The following is a 16,535-nucleotide window of genomic DNA, read 5'->3' as shown; positions in this document are numbered from 1 at the left end:
CCGGCTCCTGCCAACCCCCCGCATCAATTGATAGCGCTGATCAACATGACACCAACACTGCTCGAACTCGAAGACGAATTCACCCACCTCACCCTCGCCCCCGAACTCGGCGCGAGCATCGTCAACTGGACCGTACTCGGCACCGGCCAGCCCTTGTTGCGTCACGCCGATGCGCAGGCGCTGAACACTGGCCTGCCCGGCAAGCTCGGCTGTTTTCCCCTGGTGCCCTGGTCCAACCGCATTGCCGAAGGCGGCTTCGATTGCCCCGATGGCTGGCTGGCGCTGGCCCCCAACAGCATCACCGATCCGCTGCCGATCCATGGCAGCGCCTGGCAGCAACCGTGGCAGGTGGTTTCCCAATCAGCGAGCGAAGTGATCCTGCAACTCGACAGCAGCACGCCATTCGCCTACCGCGCCCGGCAACGATTCGAGCTGAGCGCAGGTCGCTTGAGCATCGAGTTGCACGTCACGCATCTGGCCGAACGTGCCGCATGGCACGGGCTCGGTCTGCACCCCTACTTTCCACGTACGACGAACACTCGCCTGATGGCCCCGGCCGAACAGGTCTGGTTGTGCGATGCGTCCAAACTGCCGACACAACGCGTGGCGTTACCCGCCGATTGGGATTTCCGGCAACCCAAGGCCTTGCCCGAGACACTGGTCGACAACGGCTTTTGCCAATGGAATGGCCACTGCCTGATCCAGCAGCCTGACCTGGGTCATGAGCTGGAGTGCCAGGCCACAGGCGGCGATTACTACCTGCTTTACTGCCCGGCTGGCCTGGATTTTTTCTGTCTCGAACCGGTGAGCCACCCGGTCAACGCGCACCACCTGCCCGGCCGGCCAGGCTTGCGCTTGCTGGAGCAAGGTCAAACCTGGACGCTGGGCTTCAAGCTGCAGTACCGGGCGCTTTAAGCCGGCGCCCCCAACAACTGACTCAACACCGCACGCAACTTGCCGGGCTTGACCGGTTTGTTCAGTAGCGGTGCGTCGAGCCGTTGCAGCGAGCGCCGGCACTGGTCGGTGCGGTCGGCGGTGATGATCACCGCCGGGATAGGCCGGTGGAAATGCTCGCGCAAATGGCGCACCACATCACAGCCAACCACCGCGTGATCGAGGTGATAATCCGCCAGAATCAGTTCCGGCGCCCGTCCCTCAAGGGCTGCCAGCGCCGAGGCTTCATCGGTGGCCGTGACCACGTCGCACCCCCACTGCCCGAGCAACGCGCCCATGCTTTCCAGGATGCTCACTTCATTGTCCAGCACCAGCAATCGCCGGCCCGGCAACGGGTTACCGGTCCCCGGCTGGGGCGCTGCCTGGCTGATCGGCAAGGGGACTTCATGGGAAAGCGGCACCTCGATGCTGAACATCGAACCGCGCCCCGGCAGCGAATGCACGCCGATTCTATAGCCGAGGATCTTGGCGATGCGTTCGACGATGGCCAGCCCCAAGCCCACACCCTTACGGTCGGCGGCACGGCCGACATCCAGCTGATTGAATTCAAGGAAGATCGAGTCCAACCGGTCGGCGGCGATCCCACGCCCGGTGTCCCACACCTCCAGGCGCAGATAATCGCCCCGGCGCCGGGCACCGAGCAGGATGCTGCCTTCCTCGGTGTAGCGACAGGCATTGCTGAGGAAGTTGCGCAGGATGCGCGTCATCAGGCGCAGGTCGGTGCTGATGGCGTAATCGCCCATGTGCACCCGTAGATTCAATCCCGCCGCCTGGGCCACCGACTGGAACTCCGACACCAGCGGCCCGAGCAATTCATCCAGGCGGTAGGGTGCAATGTCCGGCTTGACCGCTGACTGATCGAGCCGGGAAATGTCCAGCAGATCGGTGAGCAGGTCTTCGGCGCCTTCCAGGGCCTGGTGTGTGCGCTCGACCAGCACCTGCTCGACGTCCGGCAACTTGCGCTCGCGCAAGGTCGAGATCAGCAAACGCGCGGCGTTCAGCGGTTGCAGCAGGTCATGACTGGCGGCGGCGAGGTATTTGTCCTTGCTGCGATTGGCCGCTTCGGCGGCGTCACGGGCGTCGCGCAGGGCCTGGGCGATCTGTTTACGCTGGGTGATCTGCTGCTGCAGGTTGCGGTTGGCTTCGAGCAGTTCATCGGTGCGCGCAGTGACGCGCAGCTCCAGTTCGTCATTGAGTTGTTGCAGGCGCTGCTGGGCCTGTTTGCGCTCGGTGATGTCGGCGACAAAACCTTCCACCAGGCCTTCCTGGCCGGGCTTGAGCAGCAGGTTCATCAGCACATCGAGGTGGCTGCCGTCCTTGCGGCGCAAGCGGGTTTCGTAACCGTGCAGGTTGTGTTGGCGCCTGAGGATTTCACCGATGGTTTCCAGTTCCTGCACGCCACCGGCAAACAGGTTGCTGGCCAGGTCGTTCAGGGAAAACAGCACCTCCTGCGGGTCCTGATAACCGAGCATGCGCGCCAGCGCCGGGTTGGCGGCCCGCATGCCATCTTGCAGGCTGGCCTGGAAAATCCCGTGGACCGCGTTTTCGAACAGCCATTTGTAGCGGTTGCGTTCGGCTTCCAGTTCCTCCAGGCGCGCGGCCAGTTCCGGGTAATGGCTCTTGCGGGCCGAGTGGCTGCCCAGTCCCAGCAGCCCGGCCAGGGCCCGTTGTTGTTCGTCAGAGGGCTTCGCCATAGACGACCTCGACATCACGCTGGCTGGACTCGCGCGGATTGGTCAGGATGCATGGGTCATGCATCGCGTGTTGCGACAGGAACGGAATGTCCGACGTGCTGACCCCATGCAAGCCAAGGGTTTCATGGAAGCCAATGGCGTGTTTGAGGGCGATCAGGTGTTCGACCAGTCGCCCGCAAATCTGCCGCTGGTTCAAACCCCGGCAATCGATGCCAAAGGTTTCGGCGATAACCTTGAAACGCTCAGGCGCCGAACTGTAGTTGAACGCCACGACGTGCTCCACCAGCACCGCGTTGCACAGGCCATGGGGCAAATCGAGGAAACCGCCCAGGCTGTGGGACATCGCATGCACGGCACCAAGGATCGCATTGGAGAACGCCAGCCCGGCCTGCATGCTGCCGAGCATGATTTTTTCGCGCAGGGCGATGTCCGTCGGGTTGGCGATCATTTGCACCAGATTGCCGTTGATCAGGCGCATCGCCTCCAGCGCATGGGGATCGGTCAGCGGCCCGTGACCGGTGGACACGAAGGCTTCGATGGCGTGCACCAGGGCGTCGATGCCAGTACAGGCCGACAGGAACGGGTCCATGCTCAGGGTAGTTTCCGGGTCGATCAGCGACACGTCCGGCACCACCGCCTTGCTGACGATGGAGAACTTCATGCGTTCCTGCTGATTGGAAATGATCACGAATTGCGAGACGTCGGCCGAGGTGCCGGCGGTGGTCGGTATCAGGATCAGCGGCGGGCTGGGCACCCGGACGGTGTCTACCCCTTCAAATTCAAGGATGCTGCGACCGTGGGCGACGACAATACCGATGCCTTTGCCGCAATCCATCGGGCTCCCGCCGCCGACGGCGACGATCACATCACAGTGGTTTTCCCGGTACAGCTCGGCGCCGAGCATGACCTCTTCGACCCGCGGGTTGGGCGAGACGGCGCTGTAAAGGCAGTATTCGATGCCCAGCGCTTGCAGGCTGGCTTCGACATCGGCGACCCAACCGGCGGCAATGACCCCCGGATCGCTGACAACCAACACCTTGCGCGCGCCAAAGGTCTTGGCGTAATTGCCGACGTTGTGCCGGCAGCCGGCACCGAAGATGATTTCAGGCGAGACGAATTTACGCAGCTGACTGAGACTCTGGCTCATTGGAAAGCCTGTTTTTTATTGTTTTGGAAGGTAAAGCCACACTAACGCATCCGGCAGCGAATGCAATCAGACCAAGGTCATCTGCCTGGATCCTCCTAACACTGAAAATCCCTGTGGGAGCGAGCCTGCTCGCGAAAGCGGTGGGTCAGTCTCCCACTGATATTGAATGTGACGGCCTCTTCGCGAGCAGGCTCGCTCCCACAAGGTGATCGGCGCTCCATTTATCCGCGGTAGATCAGCCGTGAAGCCTTCTCATTGCGCAACGTCAGATGCTCCATGCCCTGCCCCGGCGCTTCGGCTTCCTCCCGTGCCTTGAGAATGACGCCATGGTGCGGCGACTTGCTGCACACCGGGTCGGCATTGGCGGCATCACCGGTCAGCATGAAGGCCTGGCAGCGGCAGCCACCCAGGTCCTTGTGCTTTTCATCACAGGAACGGCAAGGCTCCTTCATCCAGGCATCGCCACGAAATCGGTTGAAACCGAAGGAATCGTTCCAGATGTGCTCGATACTCTGATCGCGCACATTGGGAAACTGCACCGGCAATTGCCGGGCGCTGTGACACGGCAACGCCGTGCCGTCGGGGGTGATGTCGAGAAACAGGTTGGCCCACCCGTTCATGCACGTCTTGGGACGTTCCTCGTAGTAATCCGGGGTGACGAAGATCAACTTGCACGGATGGCCTTGCGCCTCAAGCTGCTCGCGGTACTCGTTAGTGATGCGCTCGGCACGCTGCAACTGCTCGCGGGTCGGTAACAGGCCGACGCGGTTGAGCTCGGCCCAGCCATAGAACTGACAGGTGGCCAATTCGACGAAGTCCGCTTCCAGTTCAAGGCACAGCTCAATGATCTGTGCGATCCGGTCGATGTTGTGCCGATGGGTGACGAAGTTCAGCACCATCGGATAGCCCTGGGCTTTCACCGCCCGGGCCATGGCGAGCTTTTGGGCGAAGGCCTTGCGCGAGCCCGCCAGCATGTTATTCACCGCTTCGTCGGCGGCCTGGAAACTGATCTGGATATGGTCCAGACCGGCGACCTTGAAGTCGCGAACCTTCTGCTCGGTCAGGCCGATGCCCGAGGTGATCAGGTTGGTGTAGTAACCCATGTCTCGCGCGGCCTTGATCAACTGCGCCAGATCCTGACGCACCAGTGGCTCGCCACCGGAGAATCCCAATTGCGCGGCGCCCATGTCCCGTGCTTCGCGGAACACGCGAATCCATTCTTCGGTGCTCAATTCCTCGCCGTGGCGGGCAAAGTCCAGTGGGTTGGAGCAATACGGGCATTGCAGCGGGCAGCGATAGGTCAACTCCGCCAGTAACCACAGCGGCGGCCCCGGCGGCGCATCACTCGATCCAGAACTGCGCATGGGCCACCTCCAGAAAGGCCAGCACATCCTCGTCGATCCCCGGTACGCCCGGGAAATCCGCCGTGAGTCGATCAATGATCGTTGCGACGCTGCGCTCACCATCCAGCAGATTGAGAATCTGCCCGGCGCTGGCGTTGAGCTTGATCATGCCTTCGGGGTACAGCAGCACATGGCAGTCCTGGCGCGGCTCCCATTGCAGGCGAAACCCCCGGCGCAACGACGGTGACTGCTCGCGGTCGATCAGGCTCACAGGGCAATCCCCCGATGCCAGACGGGGTCGCGGGTGACGGTGTGATACGGCGGGCGTTGCAGTTCATAGGCCATGCTCATGGCATCGAGCATGCCCCACAGCACATCCAGCTTGAATTGCAGGATCTGCAACATGCGTTGTTGGGCCTCGAGGGTAACGTAATGCGCCAGGGTGATGCGCAAGCCGTGTTCGACATCGCGCCGGGCCTGGCTCAGCCGCGCGCGGAAGTACTCGTAACCGCTGACGTCGATCCACGGGTAATGGCTGGGCCAGGCGTCGAGCCGCGATTGATGGATCTGCGGCGCGAACAATTCGGTCAGCGAGCTGCTGGCCGCTTCCTGCCAACAGGCACGACGGGCGAAATTGACGTAGGCATCCACAGCGAAGCGTACACCCGGCAGGACCCGTTCCTGCGACAGGACCTGCTCGCGATCAAGCCCCACCGCTTCGCCCAGGCGCAACCAGGCTTCGATGCCGCCTTCGCTGCCGGGCACGCCGTCGTGATCGAGGATACGTTGCAGCCATTCGCGGCGCACGTCCCGGTCGGGGCAATTGGCGAGGATCTCGGCGTCCTTGAGCGGGATGTTGACCTGGTAGTAAAAGCGATTGGCGACCCAGCCCTGGATCTGCTCACGGGTGGCGCGGCCTTCGTACATCGCCACATGGTAGGGGTGGTGGATGTGGTAGTAGACGCCTTTGGCGCGCAGGGCGGCTTCGAACTCGGTGGGGGTCATTGCTGTATCGGTCATTACGATCTCCTGGAGGCTTTGCGGTGGCTGGTCTGGCCCCTTCGCGAGCAGGCTCGCTCCCACAGTGGATTGCGGTGCCCTTGTGGGAGCGCGCCTGCTCGCGAAGGCGTCAATCTCTACAGCACAATATCCATGCCGTCGTAAGCCACTTCGATCCCCCGCCGCTCCAGCAGCGCCCGTTCGGCCGAGTCTTCGTCGAGGATCGGATTGGTGTTGTTGATGTGAATCAGCACCTTGCGCTGGCGGGGAAAACCTTCCAACAGTTCAAGCATGCCGCCGGGCCCGCTCTGGGCCAGATGGCCCATTTCGCTGCCAAGGCTCTGCCCGACTTCGCAAACGCGCATCTCGTCGTCGCGCCACAGGGTGCCGTCCAGCAGCAGGCAATCGGCGCGCTGCATCCAGCCCAGCACTTCGTCGTCGACTTGCCCCAACCCTGGCGCGTAGAACAATGAAGCGCCGCTGCTCAGGTCTTCAATGAACAAGCCAAGGGTGTCCCCCGGCTGCGGGTTGCCACGATGGGGCGAATACGGCGGTGCATTGCTGACCAGTGGAATCGCGTGAAACCGCAGGTGTGCGCAGGCCGCGATACTGAACGGCTCACGATCCAGAGCAATCGGCCGCCACTGCAACCCGCCGTTCCAGTGACTGAGCATGGTGAAGAGCGGGAAGCCACTGCTGAGGTCCTGATGAACCCTTTCGGTGCACCAGACGTCATGCGGGCAACCTTCGCGCAGGCTCAGCAGGCCGGTGCAATGATCGATCTGGCTGTCCAGCAGCACCACGCCGGCGATGGCGGTATCGCGTAACCGACGCGCCGGTTGCAGCGGCGCAAAACTCTCGAATTGCGCGCGGATGTCCGGTGAAGCATTGCACAGCACCCAGTCCACTCCGTTGTCGCTCAGGACGATCGATGACTGCGTACGTCGCTGCGCGCGCAGGCTGCCATTACGCACGCCGGCGCATTGGCGACAATTGCAGTTCCACTGCGGAAAACCACCACCGGCGGCGGAACCCAGAACGCGGATGTGCATGAGCAATGCTCCAGAAGGCAGGCCCGGCCAACGCGACGGCTGGCCGGGTGAATCATCAACGGTTGGCGAAATACATCGTCACTTCGAAGCCAATGCGCAGATCGGTAAACGCGGGTTTAGTCCACATGGGTCATTCCTCTTCTTGTGCCGGGTGATTCCGGTAACACCATTAATGCACGGGGCGCAGGGCACCCGAATGCTACTTTCGAAGGAGGTTTGGGGGTGCGTTGGTAGGGGGCAGGCACACAAAACCAATGTGGGAGCGGGCCTGCTCGCGAAGAGGCCAGCACATTCAACATTGATGTTGGATGTCAGACCGCTTTCGCGAGCAGGCTCGCTCCCACAGTGATGATGGGGTGTTGTCAGGAAGTTAGAAGAACCCGAGCGGATTGATGTCGTAGCTCACCAGCAGGTTTTTGGTCTGCTGATAATGGTCGAGCATCATCTTGTGGTTTTCCCGGCCGACACCGGACTTCTTGTAACCACCGAACGCAGCATGCGCCGGGTACAGGTGGTAGCAGTTGGTCCACACCCGCCCGGCCTTGATCGCGCGGCCCATGCGATAGGCGCGGTTGATGTCGCGGGTCCACAGGCCGGCGCCCAGGCCGAACTCGGTGTCGTTGGCGATGGCCAGGGCTTCGGCTTCGTCCTTGAAGGTGGTCACACCCACCACCGGGCCGAAGATTTCTTCCTGGAACACGCGCATTTTGTTAGTGCCCCTGAGCAGCGTCGGCTGGATGTAATAGCCGCTGGACAGATCGCCCTCCAGACGCTCCGCCGCGCCGCCGGTGAGCAACTGGGCGCCCTCCTCCTGGGCGATGTTCAGGTAGGAGAGGATCTTGTCGTATTGCTGCTGTGACGCTTGGGCGCCGACCATGGTCTCGGTGTCCAGCGGATTGCCGCGTTTGATCTTGACGATTTTCTTCATGACTTCGGCCATAAAGGGTTCGTAGATCGATTCCTGCACCAGCGCCCGGGATGGGCAGGTACAGACTTCGCCCTGGTTGAAAAACGCCAGCACCAGGCCTTCGGCGGCCTTTTCAATGAACGCGGGCTCGGCGTTCATGATGTCTTCGAAGAAAATGTTCGGCGACTTGCCGCCCAACTCCACGGTAGACGGAATGATGTTCTCGGCGGCGCAATGCAGGATGTGCGCACCCACCGGGGTCGAGCCGGTGAAGGCGATTTTGGCGATGCGCTTGCTGGTGGCCAACGCCTCGCCGGCTTCACGACCGAAACCCTGGACAATGTTCAGCACGCCCGCCGGCAGCAAATCGGCGATCAGTTCGGCGAAAACCATGATCGACAACGGCGTCTGCTCCGCTGGCTTGAGCACGATGCAGTTACCCGCGGCCAGGGCCGGCGCAAGCTTCCAGGCGGCCATCAGCAGCGGGAAGTTCCACGGAATGATCTGTCCGACCACGCCCAACGGCTCGTGGAAGTGATAGGCCGTGGTCAGTTCGTTGATCTCGGCAGCACCACCCTCCTGGGCGCGGATGCAGCCGGCGAAGTAACGGAAATGGTCGGCCGCCAGCGGTACGTCGGCGTTGAGGGTTTCGCGCACGGCCTTGCCGTTGTCCCAGGTTTCGGTGACGGCGAGGACTTCCAGATTCTGCTCGATGCGGTCGGCGATTTTAAGCAGCACCAGGGAGCGGTCCTGGGCCGAAGTCTTGCCCCAGGCATCAGCGGCGGCATGCGCGGCGTCGAGGGCCTTGTCGATGTCGGCGGCGCTCGAGCGTGGGAATTCGGCGATCACCTCACCGTTGACCGGCGAGGTATTGGTGAAGTACTCGCCATTGACCGGCGCGACGAATTCGCCGCCGATGAAGTTGCCGTAGCGGGGTTTAAAGGAAACGACGGCGCCGGGTGTTCCGGGTTGGGCGTAGATCATGATGAGCCTCTGTCTGGGTCGATGCCTGTACAGGCGATGAACCGATACTAGAGACCCCCGCGCGCCGGACGAATGCATCGTTGGCAGGAGGGGCTCTCGTTATTTGGTCGTAGGTTTCACTCCAATTCCTCTCCTGTGGGAGCGAGCCTGCTCGCGAAGGCGACGTGTCAGGTACAACGTTGCTGAATGACACACCGCTATCGCGGGCAGGCTCGCTCCCACCAGGGGTCAGGTGGTGGGTCCGGGGTCAGTGCCTGGCCACCAGATCCTTGGGCAGCTTGAAGGTCCAGAGCATGCCGCCCTGGTTGAAGTCCTTCACCCGCTTGGCCACTTCGCCGCCCCACAGCGGTACCGCGCCGCCCCAGCCGGAGAGCACCGAGACGTACTGCTCGCCGTCCATTTCCCAGGTCACCGGCGAGCCGAGCACGCCGGAGCCGGTCTGGAATTCCCAGACCTTTTCGCCGGTCTTGGCATTGAACGCCTGCAGGAAGCCTTCCGGCGTGCCGGTGAACACCAGGTTGCCTTTAGTGGTCAGCACCCCGCCCCAGAGCGGCGCAAAGTTCTTGTGGCGCCAGACTTCCTTGCCGGTTTTCGGGTCGATGGCCCGCAGCACGCCGATGTAGTCTTCGTTCAACGGCTTGATGGTGAACCCGGCGCCGAGGAACGCCGCGCCTTTCTTGTAGGCGATGCCCTCGTTCCAGATGTCCATGCCCCACTCGTTGGACGGCACGTAGAACAGCCCGGTGTCCTTGTTGTAGGCCATCGGCATCCAGTTTTTCGCACCAAGGAACGCCGGCGCGACGAACACCGAACTGCCTTTGGCCTCCGAACCCGGTGCGCCGGGGCGGCTGGCTTCGTTGTAGATCGGCCGGCCGTTCTTATCCAGGCCGGTGGCCCAGGTGATCTTGTCGACAAACGGAAAGCCGCGGATGAATTTGCCGTTGGTGCGGTCCAGCACGTAGAAGAAACCGTTACGGTCGGCAGTGGCCGCCGCTTTGATTTCCTTGCCGCCTTCGCTGTAGTTGAACGACACCAGTTCGTTCACGCCGTCATAGTCCCAGCCGTCGTGGGGCGTGCTCTGGAAATGCCACTTGATGGTGCCGTCGTCCGGGTTGAGTGCCAGGCGCGACGACGAATAGAGGTTGTCGCCCGGCCGCAGGTGCGAGTTCCAGGGTGCCGGGTTACCGGTGCCGAACAGCAACAGATTGGTTTCCGGGTCGTAATAACCGCCAAGCCATGGTGCCGCACCGCCGGTCTTCCACAGGTCGCCCGGCCAGCTCTTGCCTGCCTCGCCGCCGGAAATGCCGTTTTCCACGGCTTTGCCGTCTTTGTAGACGTAGCCCATGTGGCCTTCGACCGTTGGTCGACTCCAGAGCAAATTACCGTTTTTCGGGTCGTAAGCTTCGATCTTGCCCACCACCCCGAACTCGCCACCGGCCACGCCGGTAATCAGCTTGCCGTTGATCACCAGGGGCGCGGCACTGATCGAATAGCCTTCCTTGTGGTCGGCGACTTTCTTGCTCCAGACCACTTTGCCGGTGTCCTTGTTCAGCGCCACCAGCTTGGCGTCGAGGGTGCCGAAGATCACCAGGTCGCCGTACAACGCGACGCCCCGGTTGATCACATCGCAGCAGGGACGAATGTCATCCGGCAGGCGCGCATCGTACTGCCAGAGCTTCTTGCCGGTGCGCGCATCCACCGCGAAAACCCGCGAGTAGGAACCGGTCATGTACATCACGCCGTCCTTGACCATCGGCTGCGCTTGCTGGCCGCGCTGCTTTTCGCCACCGAAGGAAAACGCCCACGCCGGTCGCAGTTCCTTGACGTTGTCGACGTTGAGAATATCCAGTGGGCTGTAGCGCTGACCCTGGACGCCCAGGCCATTGGTAACGACCTGCTCCGGGTTTTTGGGGTCCTGAAGAATGTCCTCGTCGGAAACCCCGGCCAATGCCTGGCCGGACAACAGCATGGCACTGAGCAACAGGCTCAAGACGAAGGGCTGGCGACGTGCGGGTTGAGTCATGACGGCTTCCTCTGCGGATTGTTGTTATTTCCGGGAAATTTTCCCGGTCTGGAGCAGATTCTTGGGCGCCGCCGCCCTGACAACAATTGGCCGCAATGTGGAGATTTCTAGTTCCTTGGTACAGGTTCGGAAGGAATGGACAACTGCCCCCTGCGGGAGCGAGCCTGCTCGCGCCCACAGGGGATGGGGGGTGAGTCAGTTGTTTGCGTTGGAATCCACCCGCGTCATCCGGGCGCGCTCGTAGCGCGGGTACAAATGACTGACGCTGCGAATCAGCTCATAGCGGCTCAGGCTGATCCCGGCGAATCGCTCGGGGATGGGGCTGCGGATCATTTCGGCCATGTCGCTGCCATGGGCCGCGCCCTCGCGCATCAACTGGTCGAGCCAGTTCAGGTAATCGCGCATTTGCGCAAAGGGTCCGGCATCGCGGGCGACCGGTCCATGGCCGGGCACGATCTGCGTCCAGGGCAACCCCTGCAGGGTCGCGAGATCGGCCAGCCACACCGCCAGCCCCGGGCTGTTGGGCGTGGTCAGTGCCCGTTGATAAAACACCAGGTCCCCGGCAAACAGCACGCCGGTTTGCTGGTCGAGAATAGCCAGATCCGCACCGGTATGCCCACCCAGACTTAGCAGGCGCAGATCATGATTCCCAAAACGTTCCACGCCGGGGGTCAGCGTAAGGTTCGGCAGCACCACCTCGGTGCCGCGCATCCAGTCCCCCACCAGCCGGTACATGTTCTCGGCCATGGCGTCGCCTTGCTTGTGCAGCAGTTCGGTGGTGCCGGCCAGTGCACCTATCGGCACATCGGCAAACGCCTGGTTGCCCAATACATGATCGGGGTGATGATGGGTCAGCAGGACCCTGATCACCGGTTTGTCGGTGGTGGCGGCAATGGCCCGGCGCATGGCCTCGCCGTATCGCCTGGACGGGCCGCTATCAATCACCACGACGCCACGCTCGGTGACGATGAACGCGGTGTTGACGATGTTGCCGCCATTGTCCCTGGCGAAATTATCGATGCTGCCTTCCAGCAGCCAGGTGTCTTCGGCGATCTGCCTGGGCTTGAGCGAATATTCGAGATCGGCCATGACCGGCAAACACAGGCCGATCAACAACAGCAGCATCCAGCGCATGACAGGCTCCTTCAGGTCAGGGTATGACCGCATCGAACTGATTGCCGCTGTTATCGCGCAACAACAGCCGCGTCTGCCCTGCCCCTTCGATATCGAACGCCAGGCTGGGGTTTTCGCTGACGGCGGGGAACAGTTCGAGGCGTGCCAGCAGTTGATCATGCTGATTACGCAACTCAGCTTGATTGATGAAAAATTCCGGGATGCCACTGACCATGCCGTTGTCCATCGGATGCGCCACCTGCAGGCGCAGGCGACTGAAATCCTCGCGCGGATACCGGCCGCCCAGCACTTCACCGATGTGCTCTTCCCAACCGGCCTGGGTACGTACCACGCTCGGCGCGGTGCAGCCGCCACCGGCCGCATCAATCAGCGTTGAACCGACATGCCACAGGCCGTCACGGGTCAACACCGCCGCACGCAGGGGCGTGGCCTGTTCCACGCGGATGCGGATCGACAGCCACGGCAACACACCCGCCTGCGGCTCGAAATCGACGATTTTCGGCAAGGGGTTGAGTTCGGCCCAGGCGAGGATTTTCACGACATCGCCCTTGAACGCCCGGGCATCGATTTCCAGCGGCACCTGCCGCGCGTCTTCGGCAAATGGCGGCGCCAACAGCTTGACCCGCTCATCGAACACAAACGGCGCATCGCCGAGCATCTGCTTGTGATAGAAGCTCCACATCACCGATGGCACCGGGTCTTTACCGGAATCGACGGCGGCGGCATGGGCCGCCACGCTCAAACAGCAGGCCAACAGACAACGCCTTTGCCATTTCATCGCCTGCTCCTATTGGTACATCTCGGGCACGTCGTAACGCAGGCCGTAATGGTCGTAGAGGGTTTTCACCGAACCGTCGCGGATCAGGCTTTCCAGCGCCTCTTCCACGGCATAGGCCAATTGGCGGTTGCTTTCGTGTACCGCCATGCCGATCTCCCAGAGCTGCTTGCCCATGTTCGGGTAGGCGTTCTGCGCCAGAGCCCATTGCGGATCGGCCGCTTCATGCACCTGCCAGTCAATTTCGCCGCGCATGGCCATGACCGCGTCCACCTCGCCGGCCTTCATCGCGGCGAACGCCTGGGGCACGCCCGGATAGTGGCGGGTCTTGCCAGCGAGCATGCCGTTGAACACCGAGGTCAGGTAGAACGAGGGCACGCTGTCGACTTCGACGCCGATCGGGTGCTGCTCGAACACCGCGACGCTGGCGACCTTGTCCAGTCGGCGGCGGTCGTAGGCGACTTGCCATTGCTCATTCTGGTACGGCCCGAACATCACCACATGGCCGTTCTCCAGCTCGCCGAATTCGTTGCGCTTTTGCGCGTAGTCGCGGTCGTAAGGCACGCGCAACATCAGGTCGGCCAGTTGCTGATTGTGCAACGGGCTGCTGCGCCAGATGTAATCGCGCAGATCGTCGTCAAGCTTCTCGCCGGCTGGCACCCAGATCAGCGTCAGGCGCACGCCCAACGCCTTGGCCAAGGCCTGGGCGAGTTCCACGTCAACGCCACGGGGCTGACCGGCCTGTTCAAAACTGTAGGGGGCAAAATCCTTGTAGATCGCCACCTTCAACTCGCCGGCGGCGATCATTTCGTCATAGTTGCGAACCTGCGCCTGCACCGACTGGCAGCACAGCCACACAGCGCTGATCAACACCGCGAGCAGGCGCATGGGTCACTCCTCGACGCGGACGCTGTCCAGGTAGGTGCGCACCGCCCACAGGGCTTCCTGACTCAGGTAGTCGGCCATTTTCGGCATGTACACCCGACCGTCACGCACCGCGCCATGGCGCACTCGCTCCACGAACCATTCATCGCCCGACTCACCGGCGTCGAGCATGCGCAAGTCCGGGGCGATCCCGCCCGACTTGGCTTCCAGGCCATGACAGGCCGCGCAGTTCTGGTTGTAGGCCGACGCACCGATTTCCACGGCTTTGTCGTGCTCCGGGGCCGTGCGATAAGGGTTCACGGCGGCCCAGCCATCGGCGTCCAATTGCACCCCGGCCTCCTTGATCGGGGTCAGGCCCTGAGTGGCGACGGCCTGCGGCACCACATTGCCGTGGGCCCAGACGGCACCCGCACTGATGAGACCGGCCAACAGCCCGGTGACGAGCAAGGCGTTGCGTTTTGTTGTCATTGTTATGCCCTCAGGATTGCACGCAAAACCTCTTGGCAGAGGCTATGGCAGCCATCTTAGAAACCCCGGGATCATGGCCCCATGCTGCTTTGGTGGCCGCCGTCTAATCCCTTGGTAGTAAGGCGTTGGACGGACTTCCAAATCAGGTGGTCCATGGGAAGTTTTCCCGGCAACGGCGGGACTTTTTCCGTATCCGTCGCACGCCCGGCGCCCCACCCTGTGCAGGCCAAAACCTCCACTGGGAACTGCAACCATGACAATAAGATCGCTACCCGCCCTTTCCTCCTTGAGCCTCGCCATACAGGCTTTTCTGCTGGTCGGCAGCCTGTCCCTGAGCGCGGCCGGTTACGCCGGAACCGCACCGGCCGCCACCGGCAAGGTGAGCTGGGAAGACATCGCCAACGATCACCTGACCACCAGGGACGTGCTGCAATACGGCATGGGCACCAACGCCCAGCGCTGGAGCCCGTTGGCCCAGGTCAACGACCAGAACGTGTTCAAGCTGACCCCGGCCTGGTCCTATTCGTTTGGCGACGAGAAACAGCGCGGCCAGGAGTCCCAGGCCATCGTCAGCGACGGCGTGGTGTACGTCACCGGTTCGTATTCGCGGGTATTCGCCCTGGATGCCAGGACCGGCAAGCGCCTGTGGACCTACAACCACCGCCTGCCGGACAACATTCGGCCCTGCTGCGACGTGGTCAACCGTGGCGCGGCGATCTTCGGCGACAAGATCTACTTCGGCACCCTCGATGCACGACTGATCGCCCTGGACAAGAACACCGGTAAAGTGGTGTGGAACAAGAAATTCGGCGACCACGCCGCCGGCTACACCATGACCGGCGCGCCGGTGCTGATCAAGGACAAGACCAGCGGCAAGGTCCTGCTGATCCATGGCAGCTCCGGCGATGAGTTCGGTGTGGTCGGGCAGCTCTTCGCCCGCGATCCGGACACTGGCGAAGAGGTCTGGATGCGGCCTTTCGTCGAAGGCCACATGGGACGTTTGAACGGCAAGGACAGTACGCCGACCGGCGACGTCAAGGCGCCGTCGTGGCCGAACGACCCGACCACCGAAACCGGCAAGGTCGAGGCCTGGAGCCATGGCGGTGGCGCCCCTTGGCAGAGCGCCAGTTTCGATGCCGAAACCAACACGATCATTGTCGGTGCCGGCAACCCGGGGCCCTGGAACACATGGGCGCGCACCTCCAAGGATGGCCACCCACGGGATTACGACAGCCTCTATACCTCAGGCCAGGTCGGCGTCGACCCGAGCACCGGCGAGGTGAAATGGTTCTACCAGCACACGCCGAACGATGCCTGGGACTTCTCCGGCAACAACGAGCTGGTGCTGTTCGACTACAAGGACAAGGACGGAAAAACGGTCAAGGCCACCGGCCATGCCGACCGCAACGGTTTCTTCTACGTGGTCGACCGCAATAACGGCAAATTGCAGAACGCCTTCCCTTTCGTCGACAACATCACCTGGGCCAGCCATATCGACCTCAAGACCGGGCGTCCGGTGGAAAACGAGGGCCAGCGTCCGGCCAAGCCGCTGCCGGGGGAAACCAAGGGCAAACCGGTGGAAGTGTCGCCGCCGTTCCTCGGTGGCAAGAACTGGAACCCCATGGCCTACAGCCAGGACACCGGGCTGTTCTACATTCCGGGCAACCAATGGAAAGAGGAGTACTGGACCGAAGAGGTCAGCTACAAGAAAGGCTCGGCCTATCTGGGCATGGGTTTTCGCATCAAGCGCATGTACGACGATCACGTCGGCACCCTGCGGGCGATGAACCCGACCACCGGCAAAGTGGTCTGGGAGCACAAGGAACACCTGCCGTTGTGGGCCGGTGTACTGGCGACCAAGGGCAACCTGGTGTTCACCGGCACCGGTGACGGTTTCTTCAAGGCCTTCGATGCGAAAACAGGCAAGGAGCTGTGGAAGTTCCAGACCGGCAGCGGCATCGTCTCGCCACCGATCACTTGGGAACAGGATGGCGAGCAGTACATCGGCGTGACCGTCGGCTACGGCGGCGCGGTGCCGTTGTGGGGCGGCGACATGGCCGAGCTGACCAAACCGGTGGCTCAGGGCGGGTCGTTCTGGGTGTTCAAGATCCCGAGCTGGGATAACAAGACAGCGCAGAAGTAATCCACCCCACCCCTCTCTGTGGGAGCG

15 protein-coding genes are annotated in these 16,535 nt (G+C 62.3%); 2 read left to right on the top strand and 13 right to left on the bottom strand.

Features of this window, described 5'->3' with window-relative positions:
* Positions 1-45 precede the first annotated feature (45 nt).
* Positions 46-915, top strand: coding sequence for an aldose 1-epimerase (locus AC07ZE_RS13160; RefSeq protein WP_207267809.1), 870 nt, complete (start codon positions 46-48; stop codon positions 913-915).
* On the opposite strand, the gene AC07ZE_RS13155 is transcribed toward AC07ZE_RS13160, so the two are convergent.
* The 13 genes from AC07ZE_RS13155 to pedF all read right to left on the bottom strand — a co-directional run bounded on the left by AC07ZE_RS13155 (position 912) and on the right by pedF (position 14,365).
* Positions 912-2,648 (bottom strand): PAS domain-containing hybrid sensor histidine kinase/response regulator, encoded by a 1,737-nt coding sequence (locus AC07ZE_RS13155; RefSeq protein ID WP_207265188.1) that lies wholly within the window; start codon positions 2,646-2,648, stop codon positions 912-914. The genes AC07ZE_RS13160 and AC07ZE_RS13155 overlap by 4 nt on opposite strands.
* On the bottom strand, positions 2,632-3,795 hold the full coding sequence (gene ercA / locus AC07ZE_RS13150; RefSeq protein WP_207265187.1) for an alcohol dehydrogenase-like regulatory protein ErcA: 1,164 nt from the start codon (positions 3,793-3,795) through the stop codon (positions 2,632-2,634). Before ercA ends, AC07ZE_RS13155 begins: the two co-directional genes overlap by 17 nt.
* 221 nt (positions 3,796-4,016) lie before the next feature.
* On the bottom strand, positions 4,017-5,159 hold the full coding sequence (gene pqqE / locus AC07ZE_RS13145; protein ID WP_207265186.1) for a pyrroloquinoline quinone biosynthesis protein PqqE: 1,143 nt from the start codon (positions 5,157-5,159) through the stop codon (positions 4,017-4,019).
* On the bottom strand, positions 5,137-5,409 hold the full coding sequence (gene pqqD, locus AC07ZE_RS13140) for a pyrroloquinoline quinone biosynthesis peptide chaperone PqqD (RefSeq protein ID WP_207265185.1): 273 nt from the start codon (positions 5,407-5,409) through the stop codon (positions 5,137-5,139). The genes pqqE and pqqD overlap by 23 nt, the downstream gene beginning before the upstream one ends.
* A complete protein-coding gene (pqqC, locus tag AC07ZE_RS13135) occupies positions 5,406-6,158 on the bottom strand; it encodes a pyrroloquinoline-quinone synthase PqqC (protein WP_207265184.1) in 753 nt (250 codons plus the stop codon). Before pqqC ends, pqqD begins: the two co-directional genes overlap by 4 nt.
* Positions 6,159-6,274: 116 nt before the next feature.
* On the bottom strand, positions 6,275-7,189 hold the full coding sequence (gene pqqB / locus AC07ZE_RS13130) for a pyrroloquinoline quinone biosynthesis protein PqqB (RefSeq protein WP_207265183.1): 915 nt from the start codon (positions 7,187-7,189) through the stop codon (positions 6,275-6,277).
* Between the two features lie 55 nt (positions 7,190-7,244).
* The gene (pqqA, locus tag AC07ZE_RS13125; protein WP_003253598.1) at positions 7,245-7,316 is read right to left on the bottom strand and encodes a pyrroloquinoline quinone precursor peptide PqqA; all 72 of its coding nucleotides are present in this window, start codon (positions 7,314-7,316) and stop codon (positions 7,245-7,247) included.
* Between the two features lie 243 nt (positions 7,317-7,559).
* On the bottom strand, positions 7,560-9,080 hold the full coding sequence (exaC, locus tag AC07ZE_RS13120; protein WP_207265182.1) for an acetaldehyde dehydrogenase ExaC: 1,521 nt from the start codon (positions 9,078-9,080) through the stop codon (positions 7,560-7,562).
* Between the two features lie 247 nt (positions 9,081-9,327).
* Entirely contained in the window at positions 9,328-11,103 is a 1,776-nt protein-coding gene (locus tag AC07ZE_RS13115) for a PQQ-dependent methanol/ethanol family dehydrogenase (RefSeq protein ID WP_137807022.1), read from the bottom strand.
* A 195-nt stretch (positions 11,104-11,298) separates the two neighbouring features.
* Entirely contained in the window at positions 11,299-12,237 is a 939-nt protein-coding gene (locus AC07ZE_RS13110; RefSeq protein WP_207265181.1) for a quinoprotein relay system zinc metallohydrolase 1, read from the bottom strand.
* Positions 12,238-12,253: 16 nt separating this feature from the next.
* Positions 12,254-13,015, bottom strand: a complete 762-nt coding sequence (locus AC07ZE_RS13105) for a quinoprotein dehydrogenase-associated SoxYZ-like carrier (RefSeq protein WP_207265180.1) — start codon at positions 13,013-13,015, stop codon at positions 12,254-12,256.
* Positions 13,016-13,024: 9 nt separating this feature from the next.
* Positions 13,025-13,900 carry a substrate-binding periplasmic protein gene (locus AC07ZE_RS13100; protein ID WP_207265179.1) on the bottom strand — a complete coding sequence of 292 codons (876 nt, stop codon included), beginning with the start codon at positions 13,898-13,900 and terminating at the stop codon, positions 13,025-13,027.
* A gap of 3 nt (positions 13,901-13,903) precedes the next feature.
* Positions 13,904-14,365: a cytochrome c-550 PedF gene (gene pedF / locus AC07ZE_RS13095; protein ID WP_207265178.1), complete on the bottom strand. Its 462-nt coding sequence runs from the start codon at positions 14,363-14,365 to the stop codon at positions 13,904-13,906.
* A 253-nt stretch (positions 14,366-14,618) separates the two neighbouring features.
* On the opposite strand from pedF, the gene exaA reads away from it, so the two are divergent.
* The gene (gene exaA / locus AC07ZE_RS13090) at positions 14,619-16,508 is read left to right on the top strand and encodes a PQQ-dependent methanol/ethanol family dehydrogenase (RefSeq protein ID WP_207265177.1); all 1,890 of its coding nucleotides are present in this window, start codon (positions 14,619-14,621) and stop codon (positions 16,506-16,508) included.
* Positions 16,509-16,535: the final 27 nt, after the last annotated feature.

It is taken from the genome of Pseudomonas sp. GW101-3H06, from assembly GCF_059424605.1.
This window is presented reverse-complemented; position numbering and strand designations above follow the sequence as displayed.